The organism is Paenibacillus terrae, from assembly GCF_000943545.1.
GTDB classification, from domain to species: Bacteria; Bacillota; Bacilli; order Paenibacillales; family Paenibacillaceae; genus Paenibacillus; species Paenibacillus terrae_A.
On record NZ_JTHP01000044.1, the window covers coordinates 1 to 25135 of the forward strand.

26 protein-coding genes and 1 pseudogene are annotated in these 25135 nt (G+C 37.9%); 1 reads left to right on the forward strand and 26 read right to left on the reverse strand.

Translation table 11 applies throughout. From position 1 onward, the window contains the following. Positions 1–74 precede the first annotated feature (74 nt). The 26 genes and pseudogenes from ltrA to QD47_RS19440 form a co-directional block, all read right to left on the reverse strand. The gene (gene ltrA, locus QD47_RS19320; RefSeq protein WP_459542284.1) at positions 75–1991 is read right to left on the reverse strand and encodes a group II intron reverse transcriptase/maturase; all 1917 of its coding nucleotides are present in this window, start codon (positions 1989–1991) and stop codon (positions 75–77) included. Between the two features lie 758 nt (positions 1992–2749). Further along, positions 2750–2989, reverse strand: a complete 240-nt coding sequence (locus QD47_RS19325) for a hypothetical protein (protein WP_044647673.1) — start codon at positions 2987–2989, stop codon at positions 2750–2752. A gap of 258 nt (positions 2990–3247) precedes the next feature. Further along, on the reverse strand, positions 3248–3628 hold the full coding sequence (locus tag QD47_RS19330) for a hypothetical protein (protein ID WP_052646807.1): 381 nt from the start codon (positions 3626–3628) through the stop codon (positions 3248–3250). A gap of 224 nt (positions 3629–3852) precedes the next feature. Continuing rightward, complete coding sequence (locus QD47_RS19335) at positions 3853–4482, reverse strand: hypothetical protein (RefSeq protein ID WP_044647674.1); 630 nt, start codon at positions 4480–4482, stop codon at positions 3853–3855. 692 nt (positions 4483–5174) lie between these two features. Further along, the gene (locus QD47_RS19340) at positions 5175–6071 is read right to left on the reverse strand and encodes a hypothetical protein (protein WP_044647675.1); all 897 of its coding nucleotides are present in this window, start codon (positions 6069–6071) and stop codon (positions 5175–5177) included. 228 nt (positions 6072–6299) lie between these two features. Then, the gene (locus tag QD47_RS19345; RefSeq protein WP_044647676.1) at positions 6300–6977 is read right to left on the reverse strand and encodes a hypothetical protein; all 678 of its coding nucleotides are present in this window, start codon (positions 6975–6977) and stop codon (positions 6300–6302) included. Between the two features lie 98 nt (positions 6978–7075). Beyond that, a complete protein-coding gene (locus QD47_RS19350; protein ID WP_044647677.1) occupies positions 7076–7528 on the reverse strand; it encodes a hypothetical protein in 453 nt (150 codons plus the stop codon). Between the two features lie 103 nt (positions 7529–7631). Further along, complete coding sequence (locus QD47_RS19355) at positions 7632–7961, reverse strand: hypothetical protein (protein WP_044647678.1); 330 nt, start codon at positions 7959–7961, stop codon at positions 7632–7634. 441 nt (positions 7962–8402) lie between these two features. Then, positions 8403–9804, reverse strand: a pseudogene (locus QD47_RS19360) (IS1182 family transposase); the annotation flags it as partial. 185 nt (positions 9805–9989) lie between these two features. Next, positions 9990–10172: a hypothetical protein gene (locus tag QD47_RS19365; RefSeq protein WP_044647679.1), complete on the reverse strand. Its 183-nt coding sequence runs from the start codon at positions 10170–10172 to the stop codon at positions 9990–9992. Between the two features lie 436 nt (positions 10173–10608). Then, positions 10609–11265: a hypothetical protein gene (locus tag QD47_RS19370; protein WP_044647680.1), complete on the reverse strand. Its 657-nt coding sequence runs from the start codon at positions 11263–11265 to the stop codon at positions 10609–10611. Between the two features lie 63 nt (positions 11266–11328). After that, a complete protein-coding gene (locus QD47_RS19375) occupies positions 11329–11949 on the reverse strand; it encodes a hypothetical protein (protein ID WP_044647681.1) in 621 nt (206 codons plus the stop codon). A 26-nt stretch (positions 11950–11975) separates the two neighbouring features. After that, positions 11976–12545, reverse strand: coding sequence for a 4Fe-4S single cluster domain-containing protein (locus QD47_RS19380; RefSeq protein ID WP_044647682.1), 570 nt, complete (start codon positions 12543–12545; stop codon positions 11976–11978). Between the two features lie 6 nt (positions 12546–12551). Further along, the gene (locus tag QD47_RS19385; RefSeq protein WP_044647683.1) at positions 12552–12761 is read right to left on the reverse strand and encodes a DUF2997 domain-containing protein; all 210 of its coding nucleotides are present in this window, start codon (positions 12759–12761) and stop codon (positions 12552–12554) included. A 5-nt stretch (positions 12762–12766) separates the two neighbouring features. Beyond that, complete coding sequence (locus QD47_RS19390; protein WP_044647684.1) at positions 12767–13141, reverse strand: DUF1257 domain-containing protein; 375 nt, start codon at positions 13139–13141, stop codon at positions 12767–12769. A gap of 44 nt (positions 13142–13185) precedes the next feature. Continuing rightward, positions 13186–14832 carry an AAA family ATPase gene (locus tag QD47_RS19395; RefSeq protein WP_044647685.1) on the reverse strand — a complete coding sequence of 549 codons (1647 nt, stop codon included), beginning with the start codon at positions 14830–14832 and terminating at the stop codon, positions 13186–13188. A 276-nt stretch (positions 14833–15108) separates the two neighbouring features. After that, positions 15109–15789 carry a DsbA family protein gene (locus QD47_RS19400; RefSeq protein WP_052646808.1) on the reverse strand — a complete coding sequence of 227 codons (681 nt, stop codon included), beginning with the start codon at positions 15787–15789 and terminating at the stop codon, positions 15109–15111. Between the two features lie 476 nt (positions 15790–16265). After that, entirely contained in the window at positions 16266–16553 is a 288-nt protein-coding gene (locus QD47_RS19405; RefSeq protein WP_044647686.1) for an IS3 family transposase, read from the reverse strand. A 61-nt stretch (positions 16554–16614) separates the two neighbouring features. Further along, entirely contained in the window at positions 16615–17172 is a 558-nt protein-coding gene (locus QD47_RS19410) for a hypothetical protein (RefSeq protein ID WP_082067241.1), read from the reverse strand. Between the two features lie 98 nt (positions 17173–17270). Continuing rightward, entirely contained in the window at positions 17271–17537 is a 267-nt protein-coding gene (locus QD47_RS19415) for a hypothetical protein (RefSeq protein ID WP_044647687.1), read from the reverse strand. Between the two features lie 29 nt (positions 17538–17566). Beyond that, positions 17567–17740: a hypothetical protein gene (locus QD47_RS32180; RefSeq protein WP_161797186.1), complete on the reverse strand. Its 174-nt coding sequence runs from the start codon at positions 17738–17740 to the stop codon at positions 17567–17569. Positions 17741–17780: 40 nt separating this feature from the next. Then, on the reverse strand, positions 17781–18902 hold the full coding sequence (locus QD47_RS19420) for a phosphoadenosine phosphosulfate reductase domain-containing protein (RefSeq protein ID WP_052646809.1): 1122 nt from the start codon (positions 18900–18902) through the stop codon (positions 17781–17783). 36 nt (positions 18903–18938) lie between these two features. Next, complete coding sequence (locus tag QD47_RS19425) at positions 18939–19796, reverse strand: N-6 DNA methylase (RefSeq protein WP_052646810.1); 858 nt, start codon at positions 19794–19796, stop codon at positions 18939–18941. 298 nt (positions 19797–20094) lie between these two features. After that, positions 20095–20598 carry a hypothetical protein gene (locus QD47_RS19430; protein ID WP_044647688.1) on the reverse strand — a complete coding sequence of 168 codons (504 nt, stop codon included), beginning with the start codon at positions 20596–20598 and terminating at the stop codon, positions 20095–20097. Between the two features lie 12 nt (positions 20599–20610). After that, positions 20611–20874, reverse strand: a complete 264-nt coding sequence (locus tag QD47_RS19435; RefSeq protein WP_044647689.1) for a hypothetical protein — start codon at positions 20872–20874, stop codon at positions 20611–20613. 385 nt (positions 20875–21259) lie between these two features. Beyond that, positions 21260–21994 (reverse strand): hypothetical protein, encoded by a 735-nt coding sequence (locus tag QD47_RS19440; protein WP_044647690.1) that lies wholly within the window; start codon positions 21992–21994, stop codon positions 21260–21262. Between the two features lie 655 nt (positions 21995–22649). Between QD47_RS19440 and QD47_RS19445 the strand changes: the two genes are divergently transcribed. Beyond that, positions 22650–24155 (forward strand): hypothetical protein, encoded by a 1506-nt coding sequence (locus QD47_RS19445; protein ID WP_044647691.1) that lies wholly within the window; start codon positions 22650–22652, stop codon positions 24153–24155. Positions 24156–25135 lie beyond the last annotated feature (980 nt).

Consider the following 25135-nt stretch of genomic DNA (forward strand, 5'->3'; position numbering starts at 1 on the left):
ATTTTCACCGCATCCGGCGTTCCCTCTTATTCAGACAATTTGGAACCTCATGATTAGTGTGGTTTCCTAGTTTCCTAAGCGGTGAGGAGTACCTCTTTCAAGGGGCCAGTGCCGGCTTTTTCACGGAGATTCTCTAACCGTTGTAACCCTGTCGCATTGAGCGAGAGGTTGGCAAGAGAAACGCGAATTTTAACCGGGTCTGTCATGTGAACCAGTCTGTGTACCTCTGCGTCGAGAACGACTAAGTTGTTGTAACTGTCGTCCTTCGAGATATGGTAAGGGACAATATGATGGCAGTGCCAATCATAGTGACTAAGTTCCTTTCCAGTCACAAAGCACCTGCCGTATTGGGAGATGAATCTCGAAATACGGTTATCGTGGTACTCCATACTTCTATCGGAGAGATATTCGGTTTTGGAAGTTACGATCTGAGCAGCCGAGAGAACCAGCTTCCTGTGAATTAGCCTTCTACCCTTTTCTGTATAGTTACAGATTTCTTGGTTAAGGTTCATTGGAGGACAGTTCTTTTGTGCGTAGATCGGAACCAGCACTACGTGCCCTAGAGCTTTAAGCTCGGGGTTATAGTCCTTGTATCTATCCTGTAGGGCTTTGGAAAGCTGGGTGTATGATGCTTTTCCCACACTGTTGTTGAGTCGATTGAAGATTGCTCTCCGACATTGAAAGTGAATCTCCGAAAGTTGTAAAGAAATCTGAGTAGCGATCCTGTAGTAGTTTTGAATCCCAAGGATAGTGGCGTTGAGTCTCTGTGCCTGTCTTGGGTTTGTTGATCGCTGCACGCCTCTGATGGCATCCTTGATCTTATTTTTGGCATTGGTGAAAGCCTTAGGTGACATTCGGGAGATGCAGACATATTTGTCTGACCTCTCGATACGAGCAACGACATGTTTGAAGAGCCGTTTTCCCGTTTCTTTGTCATATCCTGCGTGCTTTTTCGTCCAATGCTTGATCTCCTTCGAACCGCTTCTTTGGGCCTTTAGCTGGAACCCAAGGAAGTCAGACCATTGCTTCTTAAGGTTTATGACCTTCGACTTTTCCTCTGAGCATTCAAGATGAAGTCTCTCCTTGAGGAATTGTTCGACTGCCGTTTTGGCCCTAAGAGCGTGGTTTCTGGTTCTGCAGAGGATCTTAAAATCATCGGCGTAGCGAATAATGTAGATTTCCTTTAGACCGGTCTTCTTCATTGCTCTGTACTTTGCCAGATCGGCGTACTGATGTTTGGTTTCAAACGTTTCCCACTGGTTACTAATCCACCAATCCAGCTCATTAAGCACGATGTTGGAGAGTAGCGGTGATAGAATTCCTCCTTGGGGAGTTCCTTTTGAAGGGACTCCCTCGCCTTGAATCTCTGCCTTGATAAGTGCAGAAATAATGGAGAGAAGTTTCTTGTCGCGAATCCCAATGGTCCACATCTGTTTTAGGAGTTTGCCATGATTCACGTTATCGAAGAAGCCCTTGATATCGATGTCTACACAGTGGTGGAGACCACCGATGTTGACGAGCGATTTCATCCTTGCAATAGCGTGGTGCGTGCTCCTGTTCGGTCTGAACCCGTATGAGTGATTGTGAAATTTGGCTTCACAGATCGGCTCTAGCACTTGGAGAATGCATTGCTGGAATAACCTATCCCAGATGCAGGGTATCCCCAAAGGGCGTTTCTTTCCGTTGGCTTTGTCTATCGTTTTCCTACGGACGGGTTGTGGCGTGTAAAATTCAAACATCGTTTGGATCTTCTCAACTACTGCAGCGGGTTGGAGTTCGGCGATATCTTTCATAGTAAGGCCGTCCACACCGGGGGTATTTCTCCCACCGTTATGTTTGATATTTCTGTAGGCTAGTCGGATATTGCGTTCATCTTTCATTAACTCGATGAGGTTTCTTACATGCTTGCCCTGGTGACTCAAAGAGTACAGCTGATCAAAAGTTACTTGTAGGCTGTAGTATTCGTTGTGTCTAAGTTTTCGTCGTTTCAGCAAGTCGCTAATCACTCCCTGAGGGAGATTTCGCTTTCTTAGTCGTACTGGAACCTTGCGAATTGACTCAGTTGAGGGCAAATCTTTGTCCTTCCTAAGACTAGAGGCTGTTCCTCGTCCCGTTATTATCGGGGAGTCGTAGGTGATGCCTCCACTTTCACTGATGTGAAGGTAAGTTATCCTTTATGTGCTAATCTCACACTGTAAGTTTTCCTTACCAACGCTTCATCGACAGTAAAATCTCCACGTCATCAGCTTCCAACGTTCCATTGAACCTATCATGCTAAATGTCTTTAGGTGCTTCCTATAGGCCCGTCTACACAATAATGCCTGTAACATTATAGGGACTTTCATAAAGCAGATTCTTACTCACCCCCGTAGACCTCTCCATATGGAGCAGAAGCCTTTCGACTTCTTCATTATCAGGACCCGTACATTCGGAAGTTCGTCAGTGCATTGCTTCTTATACGCAATGTTGCACATTCTCACCATGGACATCTACGACCACCGGTCTATATCACCCTCGACCACCTCTGGTTCGCATTTCCTTTAGCTTTCGCTAGTTAGGGGGTGACCTTAACCGTCTTCACCGAGCTTCCTACGGTTGAGTATTTACTTACTCGCCGCAGGTCGGAGTATCATGGAGAGCCCTTCAAGGCGTTACCCTATCATTTGACTCTTCGGTTCAATAGTTCCCTCTCCGTGAGGATAGGGCCTAAGCTTTACAGGTCAGGAGCGGTAGCCCCTTACTCTTTGACTTAGGAACGTTTCGCGCCCACTTTAATATCAATGACAGGAACGGTGAGTCCCGTTTTTTGTGTGGTTTTTGCAACGTGCTTTCTTGCATTTTGTGTTGGTACAACCGTAATTTTTTTATTTGTATTATCAATTTCATATTTGATAGCTTGTCCTATTGTAAAACCGTAGTTGGCTAAGTACTTTGCTTCAATATATAAACGATTCTTAATTTTATAGAGCCTTTTAATGCATTCTTTCATGTGAATCCTCCTGTATCCATATTGGGTTGTGTGTAAGGCGCAAAAAAATACACCTTAGCGAAAAAGAACCCACAGTCTTAAAGACATGCTGCCTAAAGGCAATGAGTTCACTTTCGTTAAGGTGTATTAGTAGTCTATCGCTCCCCTGTGTCCTTGCTGGGGATATCCAGAAACACTGTATTGTATTTATTTAGAAATGTCACCCACCAAATGAACGGGTATCCATAAGCGAGTATTTAACCGGCTCGTCATGGTTGTTTAGTCTGAATGCTCAGTATGATTAGTTGTGGATGGAGGAATGTATTTATCTAAACCCATAGGTTCAATAACAAGATCTTCACCCCTGAGCTCTTCAAGTTTAAGCAAACCATACATTTGACCTAGGCGCATGGGTACATTTGTATTTCCACATTTCTTTAGATATACCATAGATCCTCCACAGTATAGAGCGTCTTCTATCTGCTGTTCTTTACTTTCCTGAGTGTAATCTATTGTTTTGTGGCAATGAAATGGGATGTTGTTATGAAGATCTTCAATGATGCCTTCTAAACGCCCTGTATTCAAATTGAGATCATTGTCTTTCCGAAAGGGGCAGTTAATGCAGGGTTCTGTAATTGAAAATAGCCGCTTAGTGTTCATTCTCATCACCTTTTGAAATTATTATGGGGGCGCAGATGGCACCATTGTAGTTTATCATTATGGAACGAAACAGGGAACGATTAACATTCGATTAAATTAAGCAGAAAGGAAAGACGTATTGTCTGCTCTCCTTTCTGACATTTGATGATTCCCAAGTCAACCTGTTTAAAAGGTGATGGTGAAATGGGATTATCGGTAACGTTGTTTTTTCCAAAACATGAATCTTATATTTGATATCCTCTTGAGACGGATACAGCACCATGGTTGGTTACCTTATCCTCGGTAATCTTAAACATACACTTGAAAGATCTTGTTTTCATGTTTCGAAAACGATCATCATCTGGATCTGTCCAGAAAAAATTACAGTCCTTAGGCAGGTCAACTTCCGGAGGGAATAATGCTTCCACAACGATCTCATACAGACTTACTTCAGTTGGTTTTTCATCTAAATAGATTGTTATAGTTCGACCATCATTTACGTCAATTTTCAATATCCACTTTAGTCTTTTAAAGGACTGGATATTGAACATATGGTAAGCATCGATCGCTTCTAAAGCAAGGGCTCTTACTTCATCCATATCCATGGTTTTAGAGATAGCCATCTGAATAAGCAAGGCAGCTAACACTTCTACATCATCAGCATGTGAATTAGAACTTTTCAAATGTAGGATTTTTTCTTCATGGAATAGGTACGAATTTCTTATTAGCTCCTCGCGACTTTGTTGTTCTGGAGGAATTACAAACATGGATGGTCCCGTAGTAGGCTCAATACCGTAAATGCTTTTGATCCAAGCATAGATTTCTGGATCGAGCCCTTTTGCATTCGTCACTTGCGCTGCAGTATTAGATTGCATCAATAAAACTCTCCTCACAAATTAATTTAGTAGACAGATGGGTTGTGAAAGCGCAAAAAAAGTGCACCTAATAATTCACCACATGCCTTACAGAAGGAATGTCGCGCTATATTAGCTACACTTTTAAAGTGCTGCAAGCGAGATAGAAACACAAATTCAATCGAAAATGTGTGAAAAGGATTACCATAGAGTTATCCTCATAAGTCGCTTGACAGAGGCAGATCAATAAGATTTTGATTTAGTATATCATAAGTATTGTCTTTTGGAAAATGCCATCCCCTTTTAATTATTCTCATATTTGAAAACTTAAATGGAATCAACCGTATTATCTTCATTACAATTAAGTTAAGTTAATTGAACTAACTTAATTGTAATGAAGATATACCATATTTTCATAATTGGGAAGGATATAGATAGGTTTAAAAGAAATCAAGCCTTCTCTCTTCTTTGTTAACTCCAGCACTTAGGCACGGAGTGCCTATGATTTTCGATTGAAATCAACCGTGTATTTTGGTTTGAGGAGAGCACTGCTAGGAGAAATAAAAAAGTCCTTCTACCTCACCATGTGAGATGAAAAGGACTAATTCATTCTTTATCAGTACATTCGCTGTAATGCTTTATTTATTTCAATTGATTCAGCGATTCTTCTATGCACATTCCTCTACTCGGAATTTTATTCGTATGGATGATCTTTAATTTAAACTTGGGAGAGATCCTTGACCTATCTTTAGTAACGCTAAAATACCAACATATTCTCCTTCAGAGATTTCTGTGTATTCTTTATCTATAGAATCCACATTTATAATAATAAGATCCCCATTCATTTCATCAATTACTTCATATCCCTTTTTAAGCTTTTGTAACGGTGGAGCTACATAAATATACTGATATTGTTCGCTGCTAGAATTATTATTCATAAAGTACTTATAGTCTCTTCCTTTCAGATAATTGTTTATTATATTAGCAGCATGTTCTTTGTAAGAATTTTTACCTGAGTGTTTCATTAAGAAATCATATACCCTCTTTGGTAATTCCAATGAATCATGCCTCCAAACTTCAACTGGCTCTTGTTTATCGTCCCAAAGCTCGATAATTACGTTTTCCATTTTGTCATTTGCACGATGTCGAAATACACGCTGAAAATGCCCATTTGATGGATGAATAATAATAAAATAACGGTCTTTGGGTATAGCCGTTAGTGTTATATTGACTGCAGTCTTATCAGGGATTAAATTAACCGTCTCTACATGTAAACGGCTTGTTCCATATAAGTTTGCAATGATATCAACTGCAAATTCGATCGCAAAATCAATATTCTCGTAATAGTCTCTTACCAATTCAAAAAGCGAATGTACTTGTCCATCTTTCTCCACAGCACGATAAGGTGTATCCAAAAATAATGCTAGCTCATTATTAGAACCAAAATCCGCATACAATTCAACCTCAATTCCTATAGTTTCATTGAGCATGCACTTTATGTTACATAAAAGATCTGTTAATGAAAAAGTATAATTTATTGTAGATGGAGAAACATTAACTCCAGTTATCAATTGATGCTTCCATTTTAAATTCAATGTGCTTTTGATCATTTCTAAAATTCCTCCTAGGATATGTTGATGATATAATTGCGCGCAAAAAAGCACTTCTAAACTAGATTCAACCTTACGCAGGAAGTCCAACGTGAGCTGGTTAAACAAACTAGAAAGAAGTGCTTTAGTCTTAAAGAGCCACTAAGGCGGGTGCCGTGACCAATAAGAAATGAATACTTTTATAAGGTTAGTATTAATAATGTAATCACACGTTTATTATAATAAAAATCACCAGTCTGCTGAAATGATCTGATCAGGGTCTCCTACGGGCTCATGAATTTCCAAAGCATAATAACCACTCTTCTTAAGAGCAGGAACAATATCTGAATCACAATACCCTATAACAGTGCATGTTACAGATTCCATGACCTCTTCTAAGATTGTTTTAGTTGCATTGGTAGCGAAATTGTATACATAGCCCATACCTTGAATACTCACTTTGCGAACCAGAAGAAAATGGTTTGCGCTTTGAATAGATTCATCTAACCGCAGGTTTGGGATGATATCTAGAGAATCAAAAAATTTTGCTTCTTCAATGTCGTCTGTATATGCCTCTTCCCCATTGCAATCACTTAGATATTCATAAGTATTGCCTTTTTTGATTACGATTAAAAATGGACCAGATTCTTTTTCGGAGAAATTTGAAGGGAAGTTACTGATCCAAGACATGTTTGATAGAACTTCGCCTTCCTTTATAATAGTTTTGATAACCTTGTGATTATTACCATCAAAAGATTGAATGAGTTCTTGAATAGACCCATAAGTGGGTTCACTAAGCTCCCACTGATCAATATCAATGATTTTATATTGAAGCTCAGAAATCATTGGATTGCCAGATGTCGATACAATTAGGTACCGACATGCATTTTCAGTCACAATGATACAACCAGCAGTAATATTCGTCATTTTTTAAAATTCCCCTTCTTTAAAACAAATTTCTAGCCATTGTATCTCTTATAGGGGGCAGATATTTGGGTGCAAAAACCCTCATTTAAGACAGGGTTTTAAGATATTGCTACTTTCACTTTTGGCTGCCAGTGACCTTCTTCATGAGTTACCGGGACCAGATACTCGTTCCCACCAATAACAGGCAACTGTCCATGGAAATACGTGGTAGCAGTATTAATATCTGATGTATACGTTACTCCTCTATATACCTCAACACGATATTCGGTGTAACCACCAAGCTCAATTGCAATCACATATTTTCCTTCATTATTTAGCAATTTTTTTTTAGCCAGATTTTTCTCTGCAAAAATCAAGAAATTATCTTCTCCGACTACATAGTAGAAGTTCTGACCATGGTCTTTAGAATTTGCCTTGTTACATATGATGTCCAGCAGCAGATTTAATGCATCTCCTAACGATTGAGCAAGAACCAAATGCTCCGAATTAGGGCTAATATCGTCCTTAGTTACTGGATGTAAAGATGGAAAAATAAAATCAGATATCGTCATTTTGAAACTCTCCTTTTATGATTGGAATTGGATTAACGTAAAACGTACATTTATTACGGGAAATTTAGCAGTAAGGATAGGTTTGCGAAAGGATCGTAAACCCTCAGGTACATTTCACAACCATTTCATAAGCTTTTATCGCTTGTTGCAATTTAGACCAGACAGGCGTAGTTTCAAAATCAAATTTAAGATTATGATTTTTTGAATCTACAACTACTTCGTCTATTCCAATTAATGTCGAGCAGCTTTCGTTAAAATATAAGACAGCACTAAGAATGTCCATTTGGTCTGTTTCACATGTTACCTCGTAACGATTGCATTCCTCAAAATGTTTTCCTACTTTCGATTGAACCCAATCAGCCATACCAAAACTAAAGCCATGTTGTATCAGTGTTTCTAGATTAATGTTTTTGCCAACTCTTTTAATTGCCACTCAAACTCCTCATTTCCTTGATTATTATGGGTTGTGAACGAAACGCAAAAAAGCGCTTCTCCCGAAATATGATCACACATAGGCATAATTCACCCTAAGGTAGATCATAATCTCGGAGAAACGCTTTTAGTTAAATGGTTCTTTAGGCGCCTGCCAGAACCTTAAATAGTTTCGTAAATATTATTAAATTATATCATAATTAGCTACTTATAAACAAGAGTCGAGAGACAGTCTTGATAAGAAAATGTATTGTCGAACAGAATGATGAATCGGAAAGTTAAATAGGAAAAAGTCCCCCGCCCTTAGGAGAGCCCTGCAAAAGACTTGCTTTTGACTAAAAGAGAACTTCAAAATTGGAAATGTAATTGTGAAAACTAAAAAAGCAGCTCGTTCCTCATCCGAGGGCGGGCTGCTTTTGCTCTACTAGCTTCACCATTCGTGTATGCGCAATAGACCTCGGTATTTGGCTATCGCCATACCGTGGAACCTCTTCATCTCTGCATTTTTGTGTTCAATAATCGGTCTGCGCTTCTTTCGTTCTTTAAACGTATCGCTAAGCTCAAACTCAATCTGTTCCTTGAAATGCTCTGCAATGATGCGAACCGAGTATGTCTTGCTCTTTTATTCTGGTTTGTAACACCCTTCGCTTAGCGGACGAATCTTGCACTTTTCAACGTCAAAGTAAAACACAAGTGAGCGGCTATTTCCACTTTGTTTACTTCCTTGCATCGCTTTCCGTGTATTGTGCTGACCAGCAGGGCATATCACAAAATCCGCATCTTTGTTGTATTCAAAACCTTCTTGACGTTCACCTCCATGATGGACAATAGGGTTTAACGGAACGACGGGCTGAATCGTTTCTTTTTTTCATATCCGCTAGATTAGCTTGACCAGAGTATGCGGTATCTGCAATGATTTCCGTTACCATAATGCCGTTTGATCGCGTCTGTGACAACAGAGCGAGCAATTGTTTTCCATCATCGCTGCTGCCGGGCGTGACCTCAACCGCTGTAATTAACTCTTCTTCCGTCATAGCTAAATGCTCTTTGTATCCAAAGAAGGATTTGGTTTGGCTCTTCCAAACGAACCGGGCGTCTGGATCGATAGCTGAAAGAATACCTTTTGGGGATAGCAACTGCTCATCTTCTACGATTTGCTTAGCAAGTTGAAGCTTGTCGCTAATGGCCCCTTCATGATCAGGTAGCAGTTCCTCAACCATTTCCCCCAACATAGCCAAGTAATGTAGCATGATCTGCTCTACATCTTCTTGCTCGCTTTTTACATGAGGTATGGCTTGAAGCTTCTTTTCCAGCTTCGGATGCCGCTTGACAACCGTTCGCCGAAGACGTTTGGCTGCGTCCCGCAATACGTCCAAAGGACGCTGCTTTTGACTTCCGGTTTGGGTATGAGTTGCATCTAAAATAATGGTTTTACTTTCAATGAGTCCCTTTTCCACACATTGACTCACCACTTGCTTCAACACGTCCTCCACTTGGCTTGCGCCAAGTCGATGATTCCGAAAACGCGATAATTGAGAGGCATCCGGCAACGGGTCTTCCGGATTAACACCAAGAAACCACTTGTATGCTAGATTCACTTGAGCTTCCTGAACAATGCGCTCATCCGAAAGATTGTAAAGGATATGCAAAAAGAGCAGACGAAAAAGCAACTCCGACTCATTTGCTGGTCTACCGTAGTATTTGCAATAGCTGTTTTCGACCAACTCATGGATGAAGCTGAAATCTACAATGCGATGAATCTTTCGCAACAAGTGATCTTCAGGAACAAGATAATATAATTCCGCATGGAATGATGCAGTTAATTGTCTACCGGCATGCAACAACAGACTACTTTTCTCCCATTATACAACAAGCCCAGTACCGAAAGGGTACTGGGCTCCATTTTACAGATACTGTATTCGTTTTGCAGGGCTCTCCCTTAGGGGAGCTTTTAAAAGATTTTGGTGAACTAAATTTAGCTATTCGAATACAATCTATGATTTCGAGAAACCACTATAGTAGTTTCCAATTACATTTCAGCTTCAGACACTTCATATTCTCCTGATCCTGGCTCCCCTTCAGAGACTAATCCAGAACCCCAACATGTATCACATTTTTCTCCGTCATTATAACCATCAATACAACCTGGAGCCTGACAGGTTACGAGACCAGGTGTTAATTTAGCATCATGTAGAAGTGTTTCTTCATTCATTTTCTTCTACCTCCACTCTCAATACAAATTCTCTTTCTTCTTCAATCTCACAGATACACGAGTGATGAGATGCAGGAACATGATAACCTGCTACATCAATAGTCTCAAAAATGGAGCTTTCACCACAATAGGTACATTTATACACTGTACTTCCTCCCAGTTATGAAATAAAACTCTCTTTAAAAAAATTCCTTAAGCGAAAACCTTTTTTGAAGCGCAAAAAACGCTTCTCGCAGAGAACGAATGTAAACAAAGGCTTGTGGCCATAGTCTATTCCTTCACTTCGAGAAGCGCTTTTTTACTTTTGGTTCTTAGGCGCTTGCCAGAACCCGAACTTTCGTAAATTACTTATTTTATTATAACAGTTAGGAAACGTGTTCTCAATATAACATGAACAACCATATTCACTAACTTTACGGGTACAATGCAGTCGTACTTATGATCGAATTACACGTTTAAAAGCAGACGATTCTCTCTCCGTATCATTTTCTGGGATAGTCACCGGTTCAAAATCACGAATTGTCCGAACAAAATTTTCCTCATTCATCATTTCAGTCTTATTCAAATTGATCTCTGGTTGTTCGGTATAGGTTTCGTTAGTACTTGGATCTCTGGTTGATTGAGACTGAATTAGATTTTCTACAGCATCTGCTACAGAAGGTTGTCTTTGTTCGCTTCGATCATGGTTTTGACTATTAATGGAAGGAGACCGCCCCAATACTAGAACTCTACCTCCTATGCTCCTGGACTCCCTATCCGCTAATCTATAATGAGAAAACCAGAGCATAAACCTTATAGAACTCAAAGTGAAGCTAGCAAGTATTCCAAAGATAAGAAGTGGTTTCAAAAAATATAACATGGAATCTAAAAGTGATTGCATTGCTTTGAATATCTTTTGATTTGATACATTACTTTGTTCTGATTCGGCCGAAACTTTTTGAGCACTATGTTGACCATTAACGATTGGGACACTGCCATCTTTCTCTAGTTGTTGTGATATGACCCCATTGAGTACAGTTGGAATAATAAGCGTGATAAATAAATACAGTACAACCAGTTTGATCGTATGCCCAAAAAAACGTGCAAAATCCATATTTGCCTCCTGATATAACTTATAAGACCAATGTTTATTTAATAAAATTGAGACATTGATTTTTTAGAAGTGGATTACGCGATTAACCAACTCTGTCGTTTCCTCATCTTCCCTATTTTTCTTATGATCATTATGCCGAATGGTTCGCTTGATCACATCTTCATTGTAGGATTTAGTAGGTTTTATCAGATTTACTTCATGGGTAGGTTCAACTGGGTTTGGTCGTGAGACAGTAATCAATTTTTCAAGAGAATCAGCAATAGATGGTGTTTCTGGTTCTTCATCCGTATCGCTTGAATAGGTGAAAGAACTTGATGAAGCGACGTTGTTCCCATTAAACCTCACAATTGGCCAGACTGTTTTCATAAACCAGATAGAAACAGCTACAATGCTGAGTAACAAAGTTACAAGCCCAAGAACTCTAATGATTTTAAACAATGGATCGAGAACTGATTTAGGCAATTGAGATGAATTGGCTTCCGTATTATTTTCCGACTTAATATTCTGTGCTGAAGATTCTATGGTATGATCAGTTCTTTTTACTAAAGTAGTTTGCTCGTTTGATACAACTGTATTAACTGGTTTAGTTAGTGCCTTTTCCAAAATTGGGGAAATAAAAATAATCATACTGATAAGAGCCATACCAAACACAATAATTATTAAACTTCTCATATCGTCCAACAAATTGAACCTCTCCTCTATTGCTCATCTCACTCTTGAATGCCCATCAATTGCATTCCACTACGTAAATCGGTGGATGGAAAACCTGTCATAGTGAGATTACCTTCCGCATTAATGGTTACCTCTATGTTGCGCTCTTCGAACTCTGCAGCTATGTGTCGTTTGGTCAAAAGATGAATTGTTTGATTGCTTGATCCCCGAAGCCCTGTTGTAGCTATTTGTTCCTCATTAAATCGCCCATCAATCAAAGCATCGATATAATGTAGAATATGAGGACCATAATTTATTTTTGAAATTTCTTTGCGATAGAAACCAGTAAATACCACGATCGATAAATCCATTTGTTTTAATGCTTGAACAAGTTGCAACAGAGATGAAGGTTGAAGAAAAGGCTCCCCACCACTAATAGTCACACCATCAATGTCACTTGGAAGAAGAGAAAGGATTTCGTCCAAACTCATTTCTCTTCCATTATCATTAGAGTGGGTATAGGTATTAAAACATCCAGGACAATTGAGCGTACAACCTTGAAAATGAATCATAGCTCGTTTTCCAGGCCCATTTACATACGTGCTTGGGGTAAAAGAATGAATACGCATAACTCTTTAACCTCCATGTACTCTATTAATTTGTTGTTGTGAAAGCAAATTGACAGCAAGAAACTCAGGTTTTCTAATTTTGTTTAACCCCTCTGCCCCCAATACCCTTTCAAAATCTTTCGTTGCCTGATCGCAATTAGTACCCTGAAAATCAAAAGCTTCAATGGTGAATGTTCCATCTTTGTGGCAAGTAACTTCAATTCTCTGATCTGTCATAATGTTTAAGCCCCCGCTCTGAGTATCAATTTAATATCGCCATTTTCAACTCGCTTCATTTCGATCTGCTTCCCTTGTGCTCTCGCCACATTAACAGTAGCTGCAGCTGTATAGGCTTGAAGTAAAGTAGAACCCTTTTCTCCAATTACTTTTGCAACATGACCAGCCCACCAGTCCGCTTGAATCGAATAAGTCTCCCCTTCTTTTATGAGCCCGACATCAAAAGGACCATCAAGTTTGATTACGTAATCAGCTTCTATCGTTCCATTGTGAATCCGAGCTTTTCCATTCTCATGTAATGTAAGGGCCAGCATCTTACACGCTTCTTTTAATGCTTCCTCATCACGAATGGATGTTACATTGGTTCCTACAAAAGACATATTGAAAACCTCCTTGGAAATTTGGATGCTAGTCATCATAAATACTAGTGTGAAATTTTTCTATAGTTTTCGGAGAGCGATTTTATTTCCACAACCTTTTTCGAGGCACTGGCGTTACGAGCACGGCCTTTTGCCCACTCTCGGATGTGTTCAATAGTTTCTTTTTTTGTAATAGATACTGGAATTGTTTGTTGCAATGCATGTATGATATCTCCTGTAAGAACTTCTCTTTTGTCTTCATTGAAAGCTGCCCAAAGAGCATCTTCTATAGCACTTTCGATTTCAGCGCCTCCATAGCCTTCACTGTGTCCTACAAGAGAATTTAAATCAAACATCTCAGGGTTTCGGCCGCGCTTGCGAATATGAATTGCAAAGATTTCTGCCCTTTCCTCATCCGTTGGCAGATCAATAAAGAAAATTTCATTGAATCGCCCTTTTCGAATCAGTGCAGGATCTAATTTGGATATGTCATTTGCAGTACCAAACACAAATACGGGCTTTGTCTTTTCTTGCATCCAGGTTAATAAAGTCGCGCCAACGCGAGATGTCGTTCCCCCATCCGTACTGCTCCCACTAGATATCCCGCTTAATTGTTTCTCAATCTCATCAATTTGAAGGATACAAGGAGCAAGTGCTTCCGCTGTTTTAAGTACATTACATAGTTTTTGCTCAGTTTCTCCTAGGAGACTTGAAAAGATTGCGCCCACATCAAATCGCAGAAGAGGAATCTTCCATGCGGCTGAAGCTGCTTGTGCAGCTGCGGATTTACCAGTGCCGGGTTGTCCTGTGCAAATGATCCCTTTTGGCCTAGGTAAACCAAATTCCATGGCTTCTTTTGTAAAGGCTTTTTCATATGTAATAAGCCAATTTTTAAGTTCTTCTAAACCACCGATATCATCAAGTGAGGTTTTTGGTGGTATATACTCCAAAAATCCTGAACTATTGATGAATTGTGTTTTTATTTTTTGTACTGAGGTTACAGCTTCATCAGAGGTGAAAGATTTGTGTCGTACCCAGGTCAATGCAAAGGCATTTTCCGCTTCACTTTGCGTCAAACCTTGAGCAGCCTGAATTAATCGGTACCGGTCTTCTTCAGATATATTCATTTCTTTTATTCCATCATCAATGACAGCCATTTTCTCTGTTCTAGATAATTTGTCAAGACTTAGTTGCATTGAACCGATTACAACCGAAGAAATTATACCATTCAGCACTTTACCAAGTTCCCTAGCTTCGGGGAGATCAAATTGAAGATGAGTGATATCCTTTGACAGTTCAAGAGGTAAATTAACTTGTGAACTTACAAAAATAAGATGTCGTTCATTTAGCTTTCCAGTAGGAATTAGATCTTTTATTAATTGAATGATTGTATATTTTGTATTTGGGTTTTCAAGGTATGGATGAAAATTTTTGAAAACAAAGATTGCAAAATCAGGTGTTTTTTCGCCTCCAACAAACTGAAGGGCGTTCGATGGGTCAGTTGTATCCTCAATGATCTTATTGGTAAATGGATTAAAGAACCCTTTAGTACAGCTCCATTCAAAATAATTGAGAGAAGCTTTCGAATTGCCCTTCCTTTTCCCTTCTTCAGCAATCCTTCGCAAATCATTACAAACTCGGTCCTCTTCCCAATCTTGAATCCATAAAGCTGGATAGCCAGCATTCAGATACTCTTTGATATCCATTTGCATTGGCAAATCCCCCCTTTTACTTTTTTCATTTTTAAATATAAACAGTTCTAAATGAGGTTTCAACAAATCCAAACTGTATGATGGGTAGGTATCGAATAATTAGTTTGTAATTAAAGATAGTAGTGGGGGTATATTATCTGCTTTTTCTAAAGAATAAGTGATGATTTATGGGAATATTTCACTTGAATCTTAATATTGTAATAATTAATGAAGTAATCTTAGACAAAAAAAGCACCTCTCTATGTCTAAAGAGAGGTGCAGAACATCAATCGTTATTTAGTTTAACTCTTTTAGTATGGATGCTTTTATATCCTCATACGAAGAACTCCGAAGAATTTTACCATTTACAATGAAGGTTGGAGTACCATTGACCCCATAAAATCCACCTATTTTATAGTCTTCTTTTACTGAGTGAAGATATGTATGATTTTTCACATCGAGTTCAAATTGTTTTTGATTGATATCCTTTATATTGTCTTTGACAAACTGAGTTAAAAAGGTTGGGGTAGCCCATATTTCTGTTTCCTTCCCTTGGTTTTTATAGAGTAATTCATAGAATTCCCAGAACTTTTCGTTGTTTTGGTGATAGATAGATTCACCAGCTGCTCCGGCTAAATAGGAATCACGATCAATAAAAGCATAATTCATAAAGAAAAATTCAACCTTACCTGTATCTATAAATTCAAGTTTGAACTTCTGAAAATTTTCAAGCGTCCATTTTTTGCATGCAGGACATTTAAAATCACCAAACTCAATAACTTTTACTTTCGCATTAGAATCACCTAGATGAGGCTGATTTTCATACTTAAACCCATCCACTACAATCTTTTGTTTATCATCAGTGTAATTGGGCAATTCGTTTAGCACTTTAGCTTTCTGGTCTAGTTGATAAACGAATATCCCTGTGATAATAACAACAAAAACGATTGCTAGTCCAAACATTACTTTCTTCTTCATTTAATTCTCCTCCACACCCAGCGTTTGTTTGCACCTTGATAAAGGCGATGGAGATAAGCGTATTATAGGGGTATAAAGTTCGAGAATGACAATTATCACACATTAATATTTATGAACAGTGGTTTCAGATTTCAAAAAAATAAACCTCGGAAACATATCCGAGGCCCTTATTGCTTTTACATTACAAGAAACTTACTAGAATTTTAAGGCTTTTAAGATCTCCACATTTATAATTATAATCAAGTTAAAGAACCACTCGTTCTGTAAGTGGCAAACTTTTTTTGGGCCTCCACAAGGGAGCAGCATTCTGATAAATTACCATCCATTTCAACTATATAGTACTTCCCATTCTCATCATATGAGTAATTTAAACTACATTCCTACCCATTTGTAATAGTCGCTTCGTGAAACAGCAAACACTGCACACATCTTTGCAACACGACACTGGAAGCGGTGATCATATATAAAAGAAAAGATCAGTGTCGGTCTTTGGCAAAGTAGTGTATCGCCTTTTTTAGAATATCGTTCTCCTCTTCCAGATCACGAATGCGTTTGTGGAGTTCTCTTGTGGCTTGTTCCTCTGGCTTCAGGTTCCCGCTGCCAGGGAAAGCCTGTTTCCCATCTTGGTTGTGTTCGGCTACCCAACGATACAGCGTGTTCGCGGAGATGCCCAATTCTCTCGCCACTTGAGAGACAAGTTTACCTTCTTCTTGAATCATTTGAACGGTTTGAACTTTAAAAGTCTTGTCGTAGTTTTTACTCATAGGGACGCACCTCGAAAGAATTTGATTTTATTCTCGCATTCTCGATTCCAGTGTCCACTTTTTAGTCTAGCATCACTTTTGTTGTCCCAACTTTTTTGAAGCCAGCTAGCAGATAATTTGCATCAGGGTTTCCTGATCTAACTGCTTCATCTTTCACGAAAGTAATAAAACTTTCCTTTGGAATTCCCCATTTGTGAATACTTGCGTAAATAGCCCATTTGACTAAATCTGAAGATAAATATGCTGATTCATTTCGGAAGAATGTACATTCGATAACATCTTTAAAATGGTCATCTCGTTTTTTTGAATACCATGATACCCATGCTGCATCTCCCATTTGTGTTCGCAATACAAGGTTTAATCCGGGTCTTGTAAATTGAGAAGCACCAACCGTGACTCGCGAGTAGTGTCGATCAGCAAGAGCGAGACAATCGATGTCTGTTTTTCCTGTTTTTATCCAAGGTCCAAACTCACCGTTATCATCCTCATGATCACCAAATGATATGATAATGGATTGAACTTGTGGATTTTCCATGTGGATTTTAGTGTGACGTTTTCTATTTTGCGGGGTGGATGTGATGCTGTTTTTTTTGAGGTCAAAATGAAATGTCTCTTGCAAGATTGTTATCCTCCCTATCATTAATTATGAGACAAAAAAAGAACCGATTGCATGGAATATGCTCTGGTTCTCTTTTAATGGGCTCAAAAGTGTAAAAATTAGACTTCTGAACTATTCTGTAGTACTAATTCAGCCTCAGGTAGTTCTTTTATGTTAAAGTGGGTAACCTCGTTGAGATCTGCTTTTTTAAACTGTTCTTCATGTTTGTATTTAAAGATAAATTTATTTACACTTAACGGTTTAAAAAAATTTCCGCGAGAGACTTGAACTTGAATTTCTAGCCAACTCTTATAATCTAAAAATGGGACGCCTTCTTTCTGCGATTCAATACGATAGGACTGCCATTCGTTCTTTAAGTCATTCATGGGGTGTTCCTCAATTATTTATTGTGATTCTAGTGAACAAATCCACCAAAATCATGAGCATCAATTGCTCGGCCAATATTAATGATTTTAACTATCCCCTTACCCCAGATATTTTCCCAAGATTGAAGAGCATCCGTTTCTTCTTCATTAATAAACATATGCTCTACAATACCAAAATTGTCAAAGGTTATCCGTGTAAACAAGTTTATGACCTCCATTAAAAAAATTGGTTCTTCAGCTCAATCAAAATTGAACAAAACAGCCGCATCCACCGATATCGAATAGATCGATCTGCTCAGGTTTAGAATTCTCGATTAAATTGAACTCACGCAGCGTGAATGGCTCACTTGGATAACGAACGTCTGTATACAAATTCCCTTCGTCATCTTCTAATTGCTTTACTTCTGGATTTTTCCCTTTGCGCTTCATGAAGCTATATTTCTTTATCTTCATGTATCTCGTTGAAGCGCTTGCTGCGGGGTGAATATAAAGTTTCGGTTTTGCACATTTACCGTAAAAGTAGTCACGATAAGCATCATCTAATTCTTGTAGCATACTCTCCTGCATATGTGCTGGAATCTGATCTTCTTCAGGTACTTTATTGTCCAGAATATACCTGTATGCCGATACACACATATAAAGGTGGTACTCCTCTTCCATATGTTTTTGAAATATATCGGGCATAGTTTTTTTAAGGTTTCTATAATGTCCCTGTCCAGCTTTAACGCATCGTCCGTTACAATTGTTGTGAGAAAAGCCAAGCTTATATAACTCAGGTTGTATAATGTTGTGCTCCTTAAGTATATTGTTTATGGGAATGAAGTTATTTATGAGGGGCATTTCAACATGAAATGGCCTCCAGTTCCTTACAATTGCTTCTTCTCGGTGCAGTTCTTCAATGCCTATTCCAAAATAGAGTGTGGCATCTGTAATGAAATCTTCTTGTTTCAATATTTGATGATTTTTCCATTTCTCAATCTTCGGTATAATTTGCTTTTTTAAGAAATCAGATGCTACACGCATCTTAAGAATTTTTGAACAATCACCAATCATATTGTTAAAAACCAATTTTTTTTCAAACATCAGTTGCATCGGCGTAATACCTGCACAGTGAATTAACAAGGGGAGTTTTAATTTATCCGAGCTTTCTGAGATGAAGCGGTACGTATCATGGTTTTCCCATAGTGTGTCCGTAAAATATAGTAAAATATTGTCCTCAGGATATTTTTTCTTAACAAAGTCGGCTACTGCAAAGCTGGCTTTTCCTCCGCTACAAAAAACGATGTGATTTTTTAGTAATTGATGTCCTTCTTTATTTTTTGACTTGTTATCTATACCTTGGCTATGATCTAACTTAATACGCAAATGTATTTCCTCCTTTGGGAACCTATGAAGATGTACTCAAAATGCGAATGAATACTGACCGTTATCGCTATTAGGATCAGAAGGTTCGATTACAAGGTTCACTGGTTCTGAATGGTCGAATCCTCCAATATCTTTTCCAGGTTTAGCATACCAAGGTGCATAGAAATACATTTGAATGATACACAGCTTCACCGCAATCCCAGAAATATCTTGTGCATAACCTCTTAAAAAGTAGTTAGAAGCCGGAAGTAACATAGCTCCGCAGCCTACACATGGATCGCTAACTGTCTGTCTCTTCATAACTTCAAGATCATCCCCAGCATAAACTATTTCAACTATTAATTTGGTAACTGATAATGGTGTTGGATAGTAACCAAGTCCTTTTTTGTAACCATGTCCAGAATGTTCGGATAGAAGATAGGATAAATAATCAAAAGGGTTATCAAGGATAAGAAACAAATCGAAAAACTGATAATAGTGCTCATTTAATTTCTCGGAAATAATCAATCGCTCATCGGTTCCAGCTAGTCCCCATAACAACCAATCAGCAAAATTATCTATGTTGGCTTCAGGGTGATCCAAGCATTGAATTAGCATTTTTTTGGTTTGCTCCACCAAGAATGTCCCATTTTCAGCCCATTCAATCCTAGGTATAGGTTCGCTCCCTGCAATGGTCCCATTCATGAGAATGTCTAGCCAATAATTCCATCTTCCCCACAATAAGTCGTCATAACCCAGGAGAAATGGCAATAACCAGCCTTTTTTCTCAAAAACTTCTGTATGGTATTGAGGTAAACCTTTGATGGCCAAAGCATAATCAGTAGTACTTTGATGTAATTGAAGAATTTGCTCTTTTGAGAACCGCTCGATCCTATACAATTTATCCTTATTCATTTTATGCCTCCAGTATTGTACCCTCTCTCTGCACGAGGGGTAGTTGATTATCCCTGTGCAGAGGGTCGTACAAAAATTGAAAGCTTTTAGTTACAAAAATTCTGCATAGCAAAAAGAAGCACGATTGCATGCTAGCCACTTTAGGGAATATTGCCCCTGAAAAAGTGAATTAGACACGTAATCGTGCTTCTTATAATGTATGACTCTTTGGCGCGTGCGAGAGCCCTTGAATGCAGTAAAAGTACTTCTAAATGATAGCACAGTTACTTTTGGCCGGCAAGCAAACACGTTGCAATAATTAGTTTTGTTCCTTTATACCAAGGACTTTGTTAAATAAATCTAAGGATTTGAAATGGTCGAGATTACCAGACTCTAAAATATGATTTCTCATCGCCTTTTCGAGTCTAAAATAATCTTCGTTTTTTATATTAACTTTATAAGTATAACGGGGTACATTCCTAATATTGTAGCTCGAAGTGGGAAGCCATTCTCCCTGATAAGCTGATTCCACATCCGTGATGCAAGCCAACAGCCTTCCATAGGAGTCTTCTTCTTCTTGAAAAATATAATATAAGAAGTGAGGGACGATTCTGAAAAGCTTCTTCATCCAGATTCTTACTTCAGGAATTTCATATAATTCGTCTGGTATATCGTTATAGCCATCAATATAGAGAAGGAGTGAATTATATCCTTTACTCTCCATTTGAGATAATGTACGTATGCAGCCCATCATTCGTTCTGTCTGTTTATGAATAATCTCAGATTTCTTAACTTCAAATTGAATGAGTAGTTTCTTATCCATATATAATTGCTCCTATAATTTAGCATGGCGAAAAGAAATATTCTTCCCGCTTTTTGAACCTAAGTGTCCTACATGATATCCCTTGGTTGTATAATGATCTGATGGAATAATGGTTCTTCTCGAAAGGAAGTTATCTTCAAGGATGATGGTACCGTTTGATTCAATTTTTTTGATTGTACGGATTTCATAAATTGAACCAGAAACAATTTCTAACTGTTCCCCTGTTCTATAGATATTATTCATTGCTTCAATTCCTTTTCTAAGATTAATAAACATTTTTATTAGATTCTCTCCATTATTTTATCACAAAGGAATTATAGATGCTTTTTTTTAGCGAGGACATTAGATTAGAGTTAATATAGGTATAAACTGATCACTAGCTTTTACATACGAGTGAAATCTATGCCATCCATCATCAAGCCACTCTCTATTCCAAGAACAATGCATGGCCATCTTGAAGTTCCATGGTTTGGGATATCTCCACCTTCAACTTTCTTGTGAAAGCTCCGAAAAGTAAAGAGTTGAACGTATACTCATTATATGACCTCTTTTCTAATAGATAATTAGTTAAGCAAACCTATGAAGCATTTTAAAAAATCGCAACAAACTACATTTGTCTCTAAACAAACCCTACAAGTCTATTTACAAGATTTCTTCATATCTATCTCTTATACAGATCAAGTGAACTGGCCATATAAAAGGAATAGCTGTATCCATGAGCTGAGTTATAAACATCAAAGAGAAGATACCGTTTATATACTCGCACCCCGCTGACCCCACTGATCTGAAAATGAGTCCCTTGGGAGCCTATGAGGGAAAGATTGTTCCCTTCCAACGAAATGTGCTCCAAATGAATTGGCAGGCTTGTGATATCCTGCAACCAGTCGTCAGGAGTTGTCAATATTAGATGTACCGATTTTCCTGTCATTTCACGAATCACTGTCCAAAGTGAGGGGTGCTCAGTCATTGTGGGGATTGCTGTTGCCTGCACCATACTGTAATCGCCGAGTTGAAAATGAGCCGTCCCAGTTAATCCACGGGTCACAATATGTTTAGATTTAGGTAGGAAGTCCATCTTCGTGTAAATAGCTTGGTACCCCTCTTCAGATTCAACAAGGCCTGTTAGACGATGCTTAATCGTAAGAACAGAATCCGTATCCCGAATCTGACAGAGCCGAACAAAATCACCTTCAGGGGAAGTACCACTGTTTATGCTGAATTGAAAATCTCCGAACCTAAATGGAATACGAAATGACATGAATACGTCCTTGTACTCTATGAAGGCAGTTGAGCCCTTTAGTCCATCCAAAAAGTCAAGCATCAACCATCGATCAATTAATCGTTTGATCGGAGCTTCTGTATTCAAAAAAGTGTCTATTGTTAATTGTTGAATCATGGGAAATCCTCCTTAGTTAAATTATCTGAATCAAAGAATACAAAAGCACCTTAAAACCTCTGTAAAAGTGGTGATTAAGATCCTGCTTATGATTGGGAACCAATTAACATCTAGGAGACCACACTTTGGTCAGTAATTCCCTAAAATCAATATCCAACCTGCAATTCACGAGATATGGATCTGACATACAATATTCTTCTGCTCAATCAAAGTGTACTTTGGACACTGGTGGTAAAATTTATTCATTTTTATCCGGTTGTACTTCATAGTAATCCTCTCTTTCTGATTTTATGGGTTATGAATGGACGCAAAAAAGCGCTCCTCCCAATAAACAATCGCACATAAGGCGTAATTCTAGCCACAGGCGGATCATTCACTCGGAAAAGCGCTTTTAAAATAGAAGGCTCGTACAGCGCATGCCGGAGCCACAAAAAATAAATAACGAATACTATTATCCTATCATAAGAATTGTCGGAAGGACAAGGTATTCTAAAAATATAGAGCAACAGGGGATTTTTAGATAACCCTTTTACTGAAGCTGCCTTTGAAACTCATCTATTAAAACTAAAAATGCTCTTTCCCAATAATCAACTAACGGCTGCAAGCATAAATATGATATATTTAGACTAAAACCTTTTTAGAAAAGGGGGATTATATGGTAAAATTATCTTTATTCGCTTTATCCAAAACAATAGAATCTATCCCTCAAACTATTGTAGATCATATGTTTACGTATTTATTCAAGGAATCTGATGGTGTTTCTAAGGAAACCTGGTTGTCTGAATATATCAGGAACATCCTCATTGAGACATTTGGATTCGACACGCAGCATTTAGCCGATCATGTTGAAATAAGGGATAAAAATTATCGAAAAAGGCAGCAAAGTAAGAAATATTGGCTTAAAAAGTTTCAGGAGGAATTGGCTGAGGTTCCGAACAATCCTGTCTCGATCGAGATATCATCTTGGAAGCTAGCTTTGGAACAAATGAAAGTCTCTACACCAGAATTAGATATCATTGCCGAGTCAGAGCGTTTAATAGGCGTTAAGGACCTTCAGGATTTACCAAAGCTTCGTTTGAAACAAATCAAAGAATGGTCATCTACAAATTCGACATTTCTCTCTGATTACCGTTATTTATCTTCAAAGAAAACGAACCAAATTCGAAAGGCTCTGGAGACAGACCTCAATTTTATTGTTGCTGATATTATCGAGAAGTATGATTTATTCAACGCTGTGGATGTACAGCCGCATGGTCTAATCGAAAATGTCGTCTTCTCTGATAAATCTACATCATTGAAAATTAAAAAAGAGATTAATGCAATAACCAAGAAAGAAACATATTTTGACGACTATGAGATTAGTGACAATGAGTTTCTTAGGACGATTATTAAAGTTGAGGATGGTGATTTGCTTTATGCTGACAAAAGCCTCACAAAATCCTTAGATGGAACAGATCGAGAAATTATTTTCTACGTTCTATCCCAAAAAGATGAATCCTTTTACACCGATAGAACGATTACTGTAGATATTTCCAAATTGGTTTCACGGGCTTACAAATCTCAAGGGGTAAAAAATTATGTAGAGATTGAAAAACGGTTACGAAAAATCAGATCGTTTGGTTTTCAAGCAGTTATCAAAAAACAGTCGGAGAAAGCACGACCAGGGTCCGCAGATTGGTCTATCTTTGATTCCGTAGTCATTAATTCAAATCCAAATGGCAGGCGTTATGCTGAGATTGTCATTGGAACCTATTTTCACCAGCAGTACATCAACCAGCAAACTGTAAAGATATACAGAGACAGTCTGGACTCAATCAAAGGGAACATATCCAAGATACTCGTACATGCGTTGCAAAAAGAGCGGTTAGAGCGCTACGTTCAAGGGAATAAGTTTATAGACGTATTTCCACTTAACTTTTTTGCTCGAAAAGTACGAATGGATAAACGAAAAATAGAAATGAATATGAGAAAGGTACAGGATGCGCTTGAAGAATTTAAAGCTCTTAATATCTTGATTGCTGATTACAAACGACACAGCCCTTCTTCATTCGAGATCTGCTTTATACCACTGACGAACACTGAAATGCATGACTTCTTTGATCAAGTTGATACACCTATTCAACTGTCGCTTCCTATACAAACCGAGCTAATTGAGGAATGAAATTGTTCTTCTTGGTTCGGTTTTTTTTTGAATGTCGGACCTTTTGAACCTCAAAATACGACTACTCGTCCTTCCTTTTAGCTTAAGAGTACCTTTGGACTAAAACGGTGTAGCTAAGCAAGAAAATATATTATAAATCACTTACCTTAATTTATAATAGCTATCGTTAATTTTTATTACGATATCTTCGTACTAAATCCCATTTTATTACGATATCTTCGTTCTAAAACGTAGTTGAAGAGTTTATATTACGATATTTATGTACTTTTGCATTCCTTAACCATTCATAAAACTATTTTAAATTTAAATGGACTTAGAAAATGCGACGGGATTATTACTTTTTATTCGTACCATCTAATTTTTTATTACTCTTTCCTCGTACTAACTATTTTTATTACGTTTTTCTCGTACTAATTGAATAGAAGAAAATAATTATTACGTTTTTCTCGTACTGTTTGAAAAAAATTTCACCTCTTTTCTTTCATGAATTTAGGTTATTCACGAATTTTCTCACCATTTCCACGTACTTTAATTATTTTATTACGAAATATTCGTACTTTTACAGTTTTATTACGAAATATTCGTTCAAAACGATCTTAAATTTTAAAAAAAACTTAAGGAATTGAAAATTTTCCCTCTCAAAGTAAGGTTTCAGCATTTTTATTACCGTTTGTTCGTACTAAAGTACTTATCATGAATTCCCCATTCACATCTTACTTTTAGATTTTCTTACGCTAATCTCGTACTTTTTGTGTTGTTTTCAATCGGTATCGGCAATGTTATAATCTTTTTTGTAGTTAAAAGTTTCATAGAATTAAGTTTTCTAACATATGAAGTGCAAAAAAAAGAACCCAACTATATATCTAATAAGTGGTAAGTTTGGCGACCAGCACTTATTAGATAATGAGGAGTCGGGGTCTTGGCTTTACTTCTTTGTAGATGTGGTTTTAGTATATCACGCCATCACAAAAAGTAAAAGT

What these genes read in the sequence shown, in the direction of transcription:
- QD47_RS19325 (WP_044647673.1), bottom strand. Translation starts at nt 2,989, where the DNA reads ATGAAAGAATGCATTAAAAGGCTCTATAAAATTAAGAATCGTTTATAT.
- QD47_RS19330 (WP_052646807.1), bottom strand. Translation starts at nt 3,628, where the DNA reads ATGAACACTAAGCGGCTATTTTCAATTACAGAACCCTGCATTAACTGC.
- QD47_RS19335 (WP_044647674.1), bottom strand. Translation starts at nt 4,482, where the DNA reads ATGCAATCTAATACTGCAGCGCAAGTGACGAATGCAAAAGGGCTCGAT.
- QD47_RS19340 (WP_044647675.1), bottom strand. Translation starts at nt 6,071, where the DNA reads ATGATCAAAAGCACATTGAATTTAAAATGGAAGCATCAATTGATAACT.
- QD47_RS19345 (WP_044647676.1), bottom strand. Translation starts at nt 6,977, where the DNA reads ATGACGAATATTACTGCTGGTTGTATCATTGTGACTGAAAATGCATGT.
- QD47_RS19350 (WP_044647677.1), bottom strand. Translation starts at nt 7,528, where the DNA reads ATGACGATATCTGATTTTATTTTTCCATCTTTACATCCAGTAACTAAG.
- QD47_RS19365 (WP_044647679.1), bottom strand. Translation starts at nt 10,172, where the DNA reads ATGAATGAAGAAACACTTCTACATGATGCTAAATTAACACCTGGTCTC.
- QD47_RS19370 (WP_044647680.1), bottom strand. Translation starts at nt 11,265, where the DNA reads ATGGATTTTGCACGTTTTTTTGGGCATACGATCAAACTGGTTGTACTG.
- QD47_RS19380 (WP_044647682.1), bottom strand. Translation starts at nt 12,545, where the DNA reads ATGCGTATTCATTCTTTTACCCCAAGCACGTATGTAAATGGGCCTGGA.
- QD47_RS19385 (WP_044647683.1), bottom strand. Translation starts at nt 12,761, where the DNA reads ATGACAGATCAGAGAATTGAAGTTACTTGCCACAAAGATGGAACATTC.
- QD47_RS19390 (WP_044647684.1), bottom strand. Translation starts at nt 13,141, where the DNA reads ATGTCTTTTGTAGGAACCAATGTAACATCCATTCGTGATGAGGAAGCA.
- QD47_RS19395 (WP_044647685.1), bottom strand. Translation starts at nt 14,832, where the DNA reads ATGCAAATGGATATCAAAGAGTATCTGAATGCTGGCTATCCAGCTTTA.
- QD47_RS19400 (WP_052646808.1), bottom strand. Translation starts at nt 15,789, where the DNA reads ATGAAGAAGAAAGTAATGTTTGGACTAGCAATCGTTTTTGTTGTTATT.
- QD47_RS19405 (WP_044647686.1), bottom strand. Translation starts at nt 16,553, where the DNA reads ATGAGTAAAAACTACGACAAGACTTTTAAAGTTCAAACCGTTCAAATG.
- QD47_RS19415 (WP_044647687.1), bottom strand. Translation starts at nt 17,537, where the DNA reads ATGAATGACTTAAAGAACGAATGGCAGTCCTATCGTATTGAATCGCAG.
- QD47_RS19425 (WP_052646810.1), bottom strand. Translation starts at nt 19,796, where the DNA reads ATGAATAAGGATAAATTGTATAGGATCGAGCGGTTCTCAAAAGAGCAA.
- QD47_RS19430 (WP_044647688.1), bottom strand. Translation starts at nt 20,598, where the DNA reads ATGGATAAGAAACTACTCATTCAATTTGAAGTTAAGAAATCTGAGATT.
- QD47_RS19435 (WP_044647689.1), bottom strand. Translation starts at nt 20,874, where the DNA reads ATGTTTATTAATCTTAGAAAAGGAATTGAAGCAATGAATAATATCTAT.
- QD47_RS19440 (WP_044647690.1), bottom strand. Translation starts at nt 21,994, where the DNA reads ATGATTCAACAATTAACAATAGACACTTTTTTGAATACAGAAGCTCCG.
- QD47_RS19445 (WP_044647691.1), top strand. Translation starts at nt 22,650, where the DNA reads ATGGTAAAATTATCTTTATTCGCTTTATCCAAAACAATAGAATCTATC.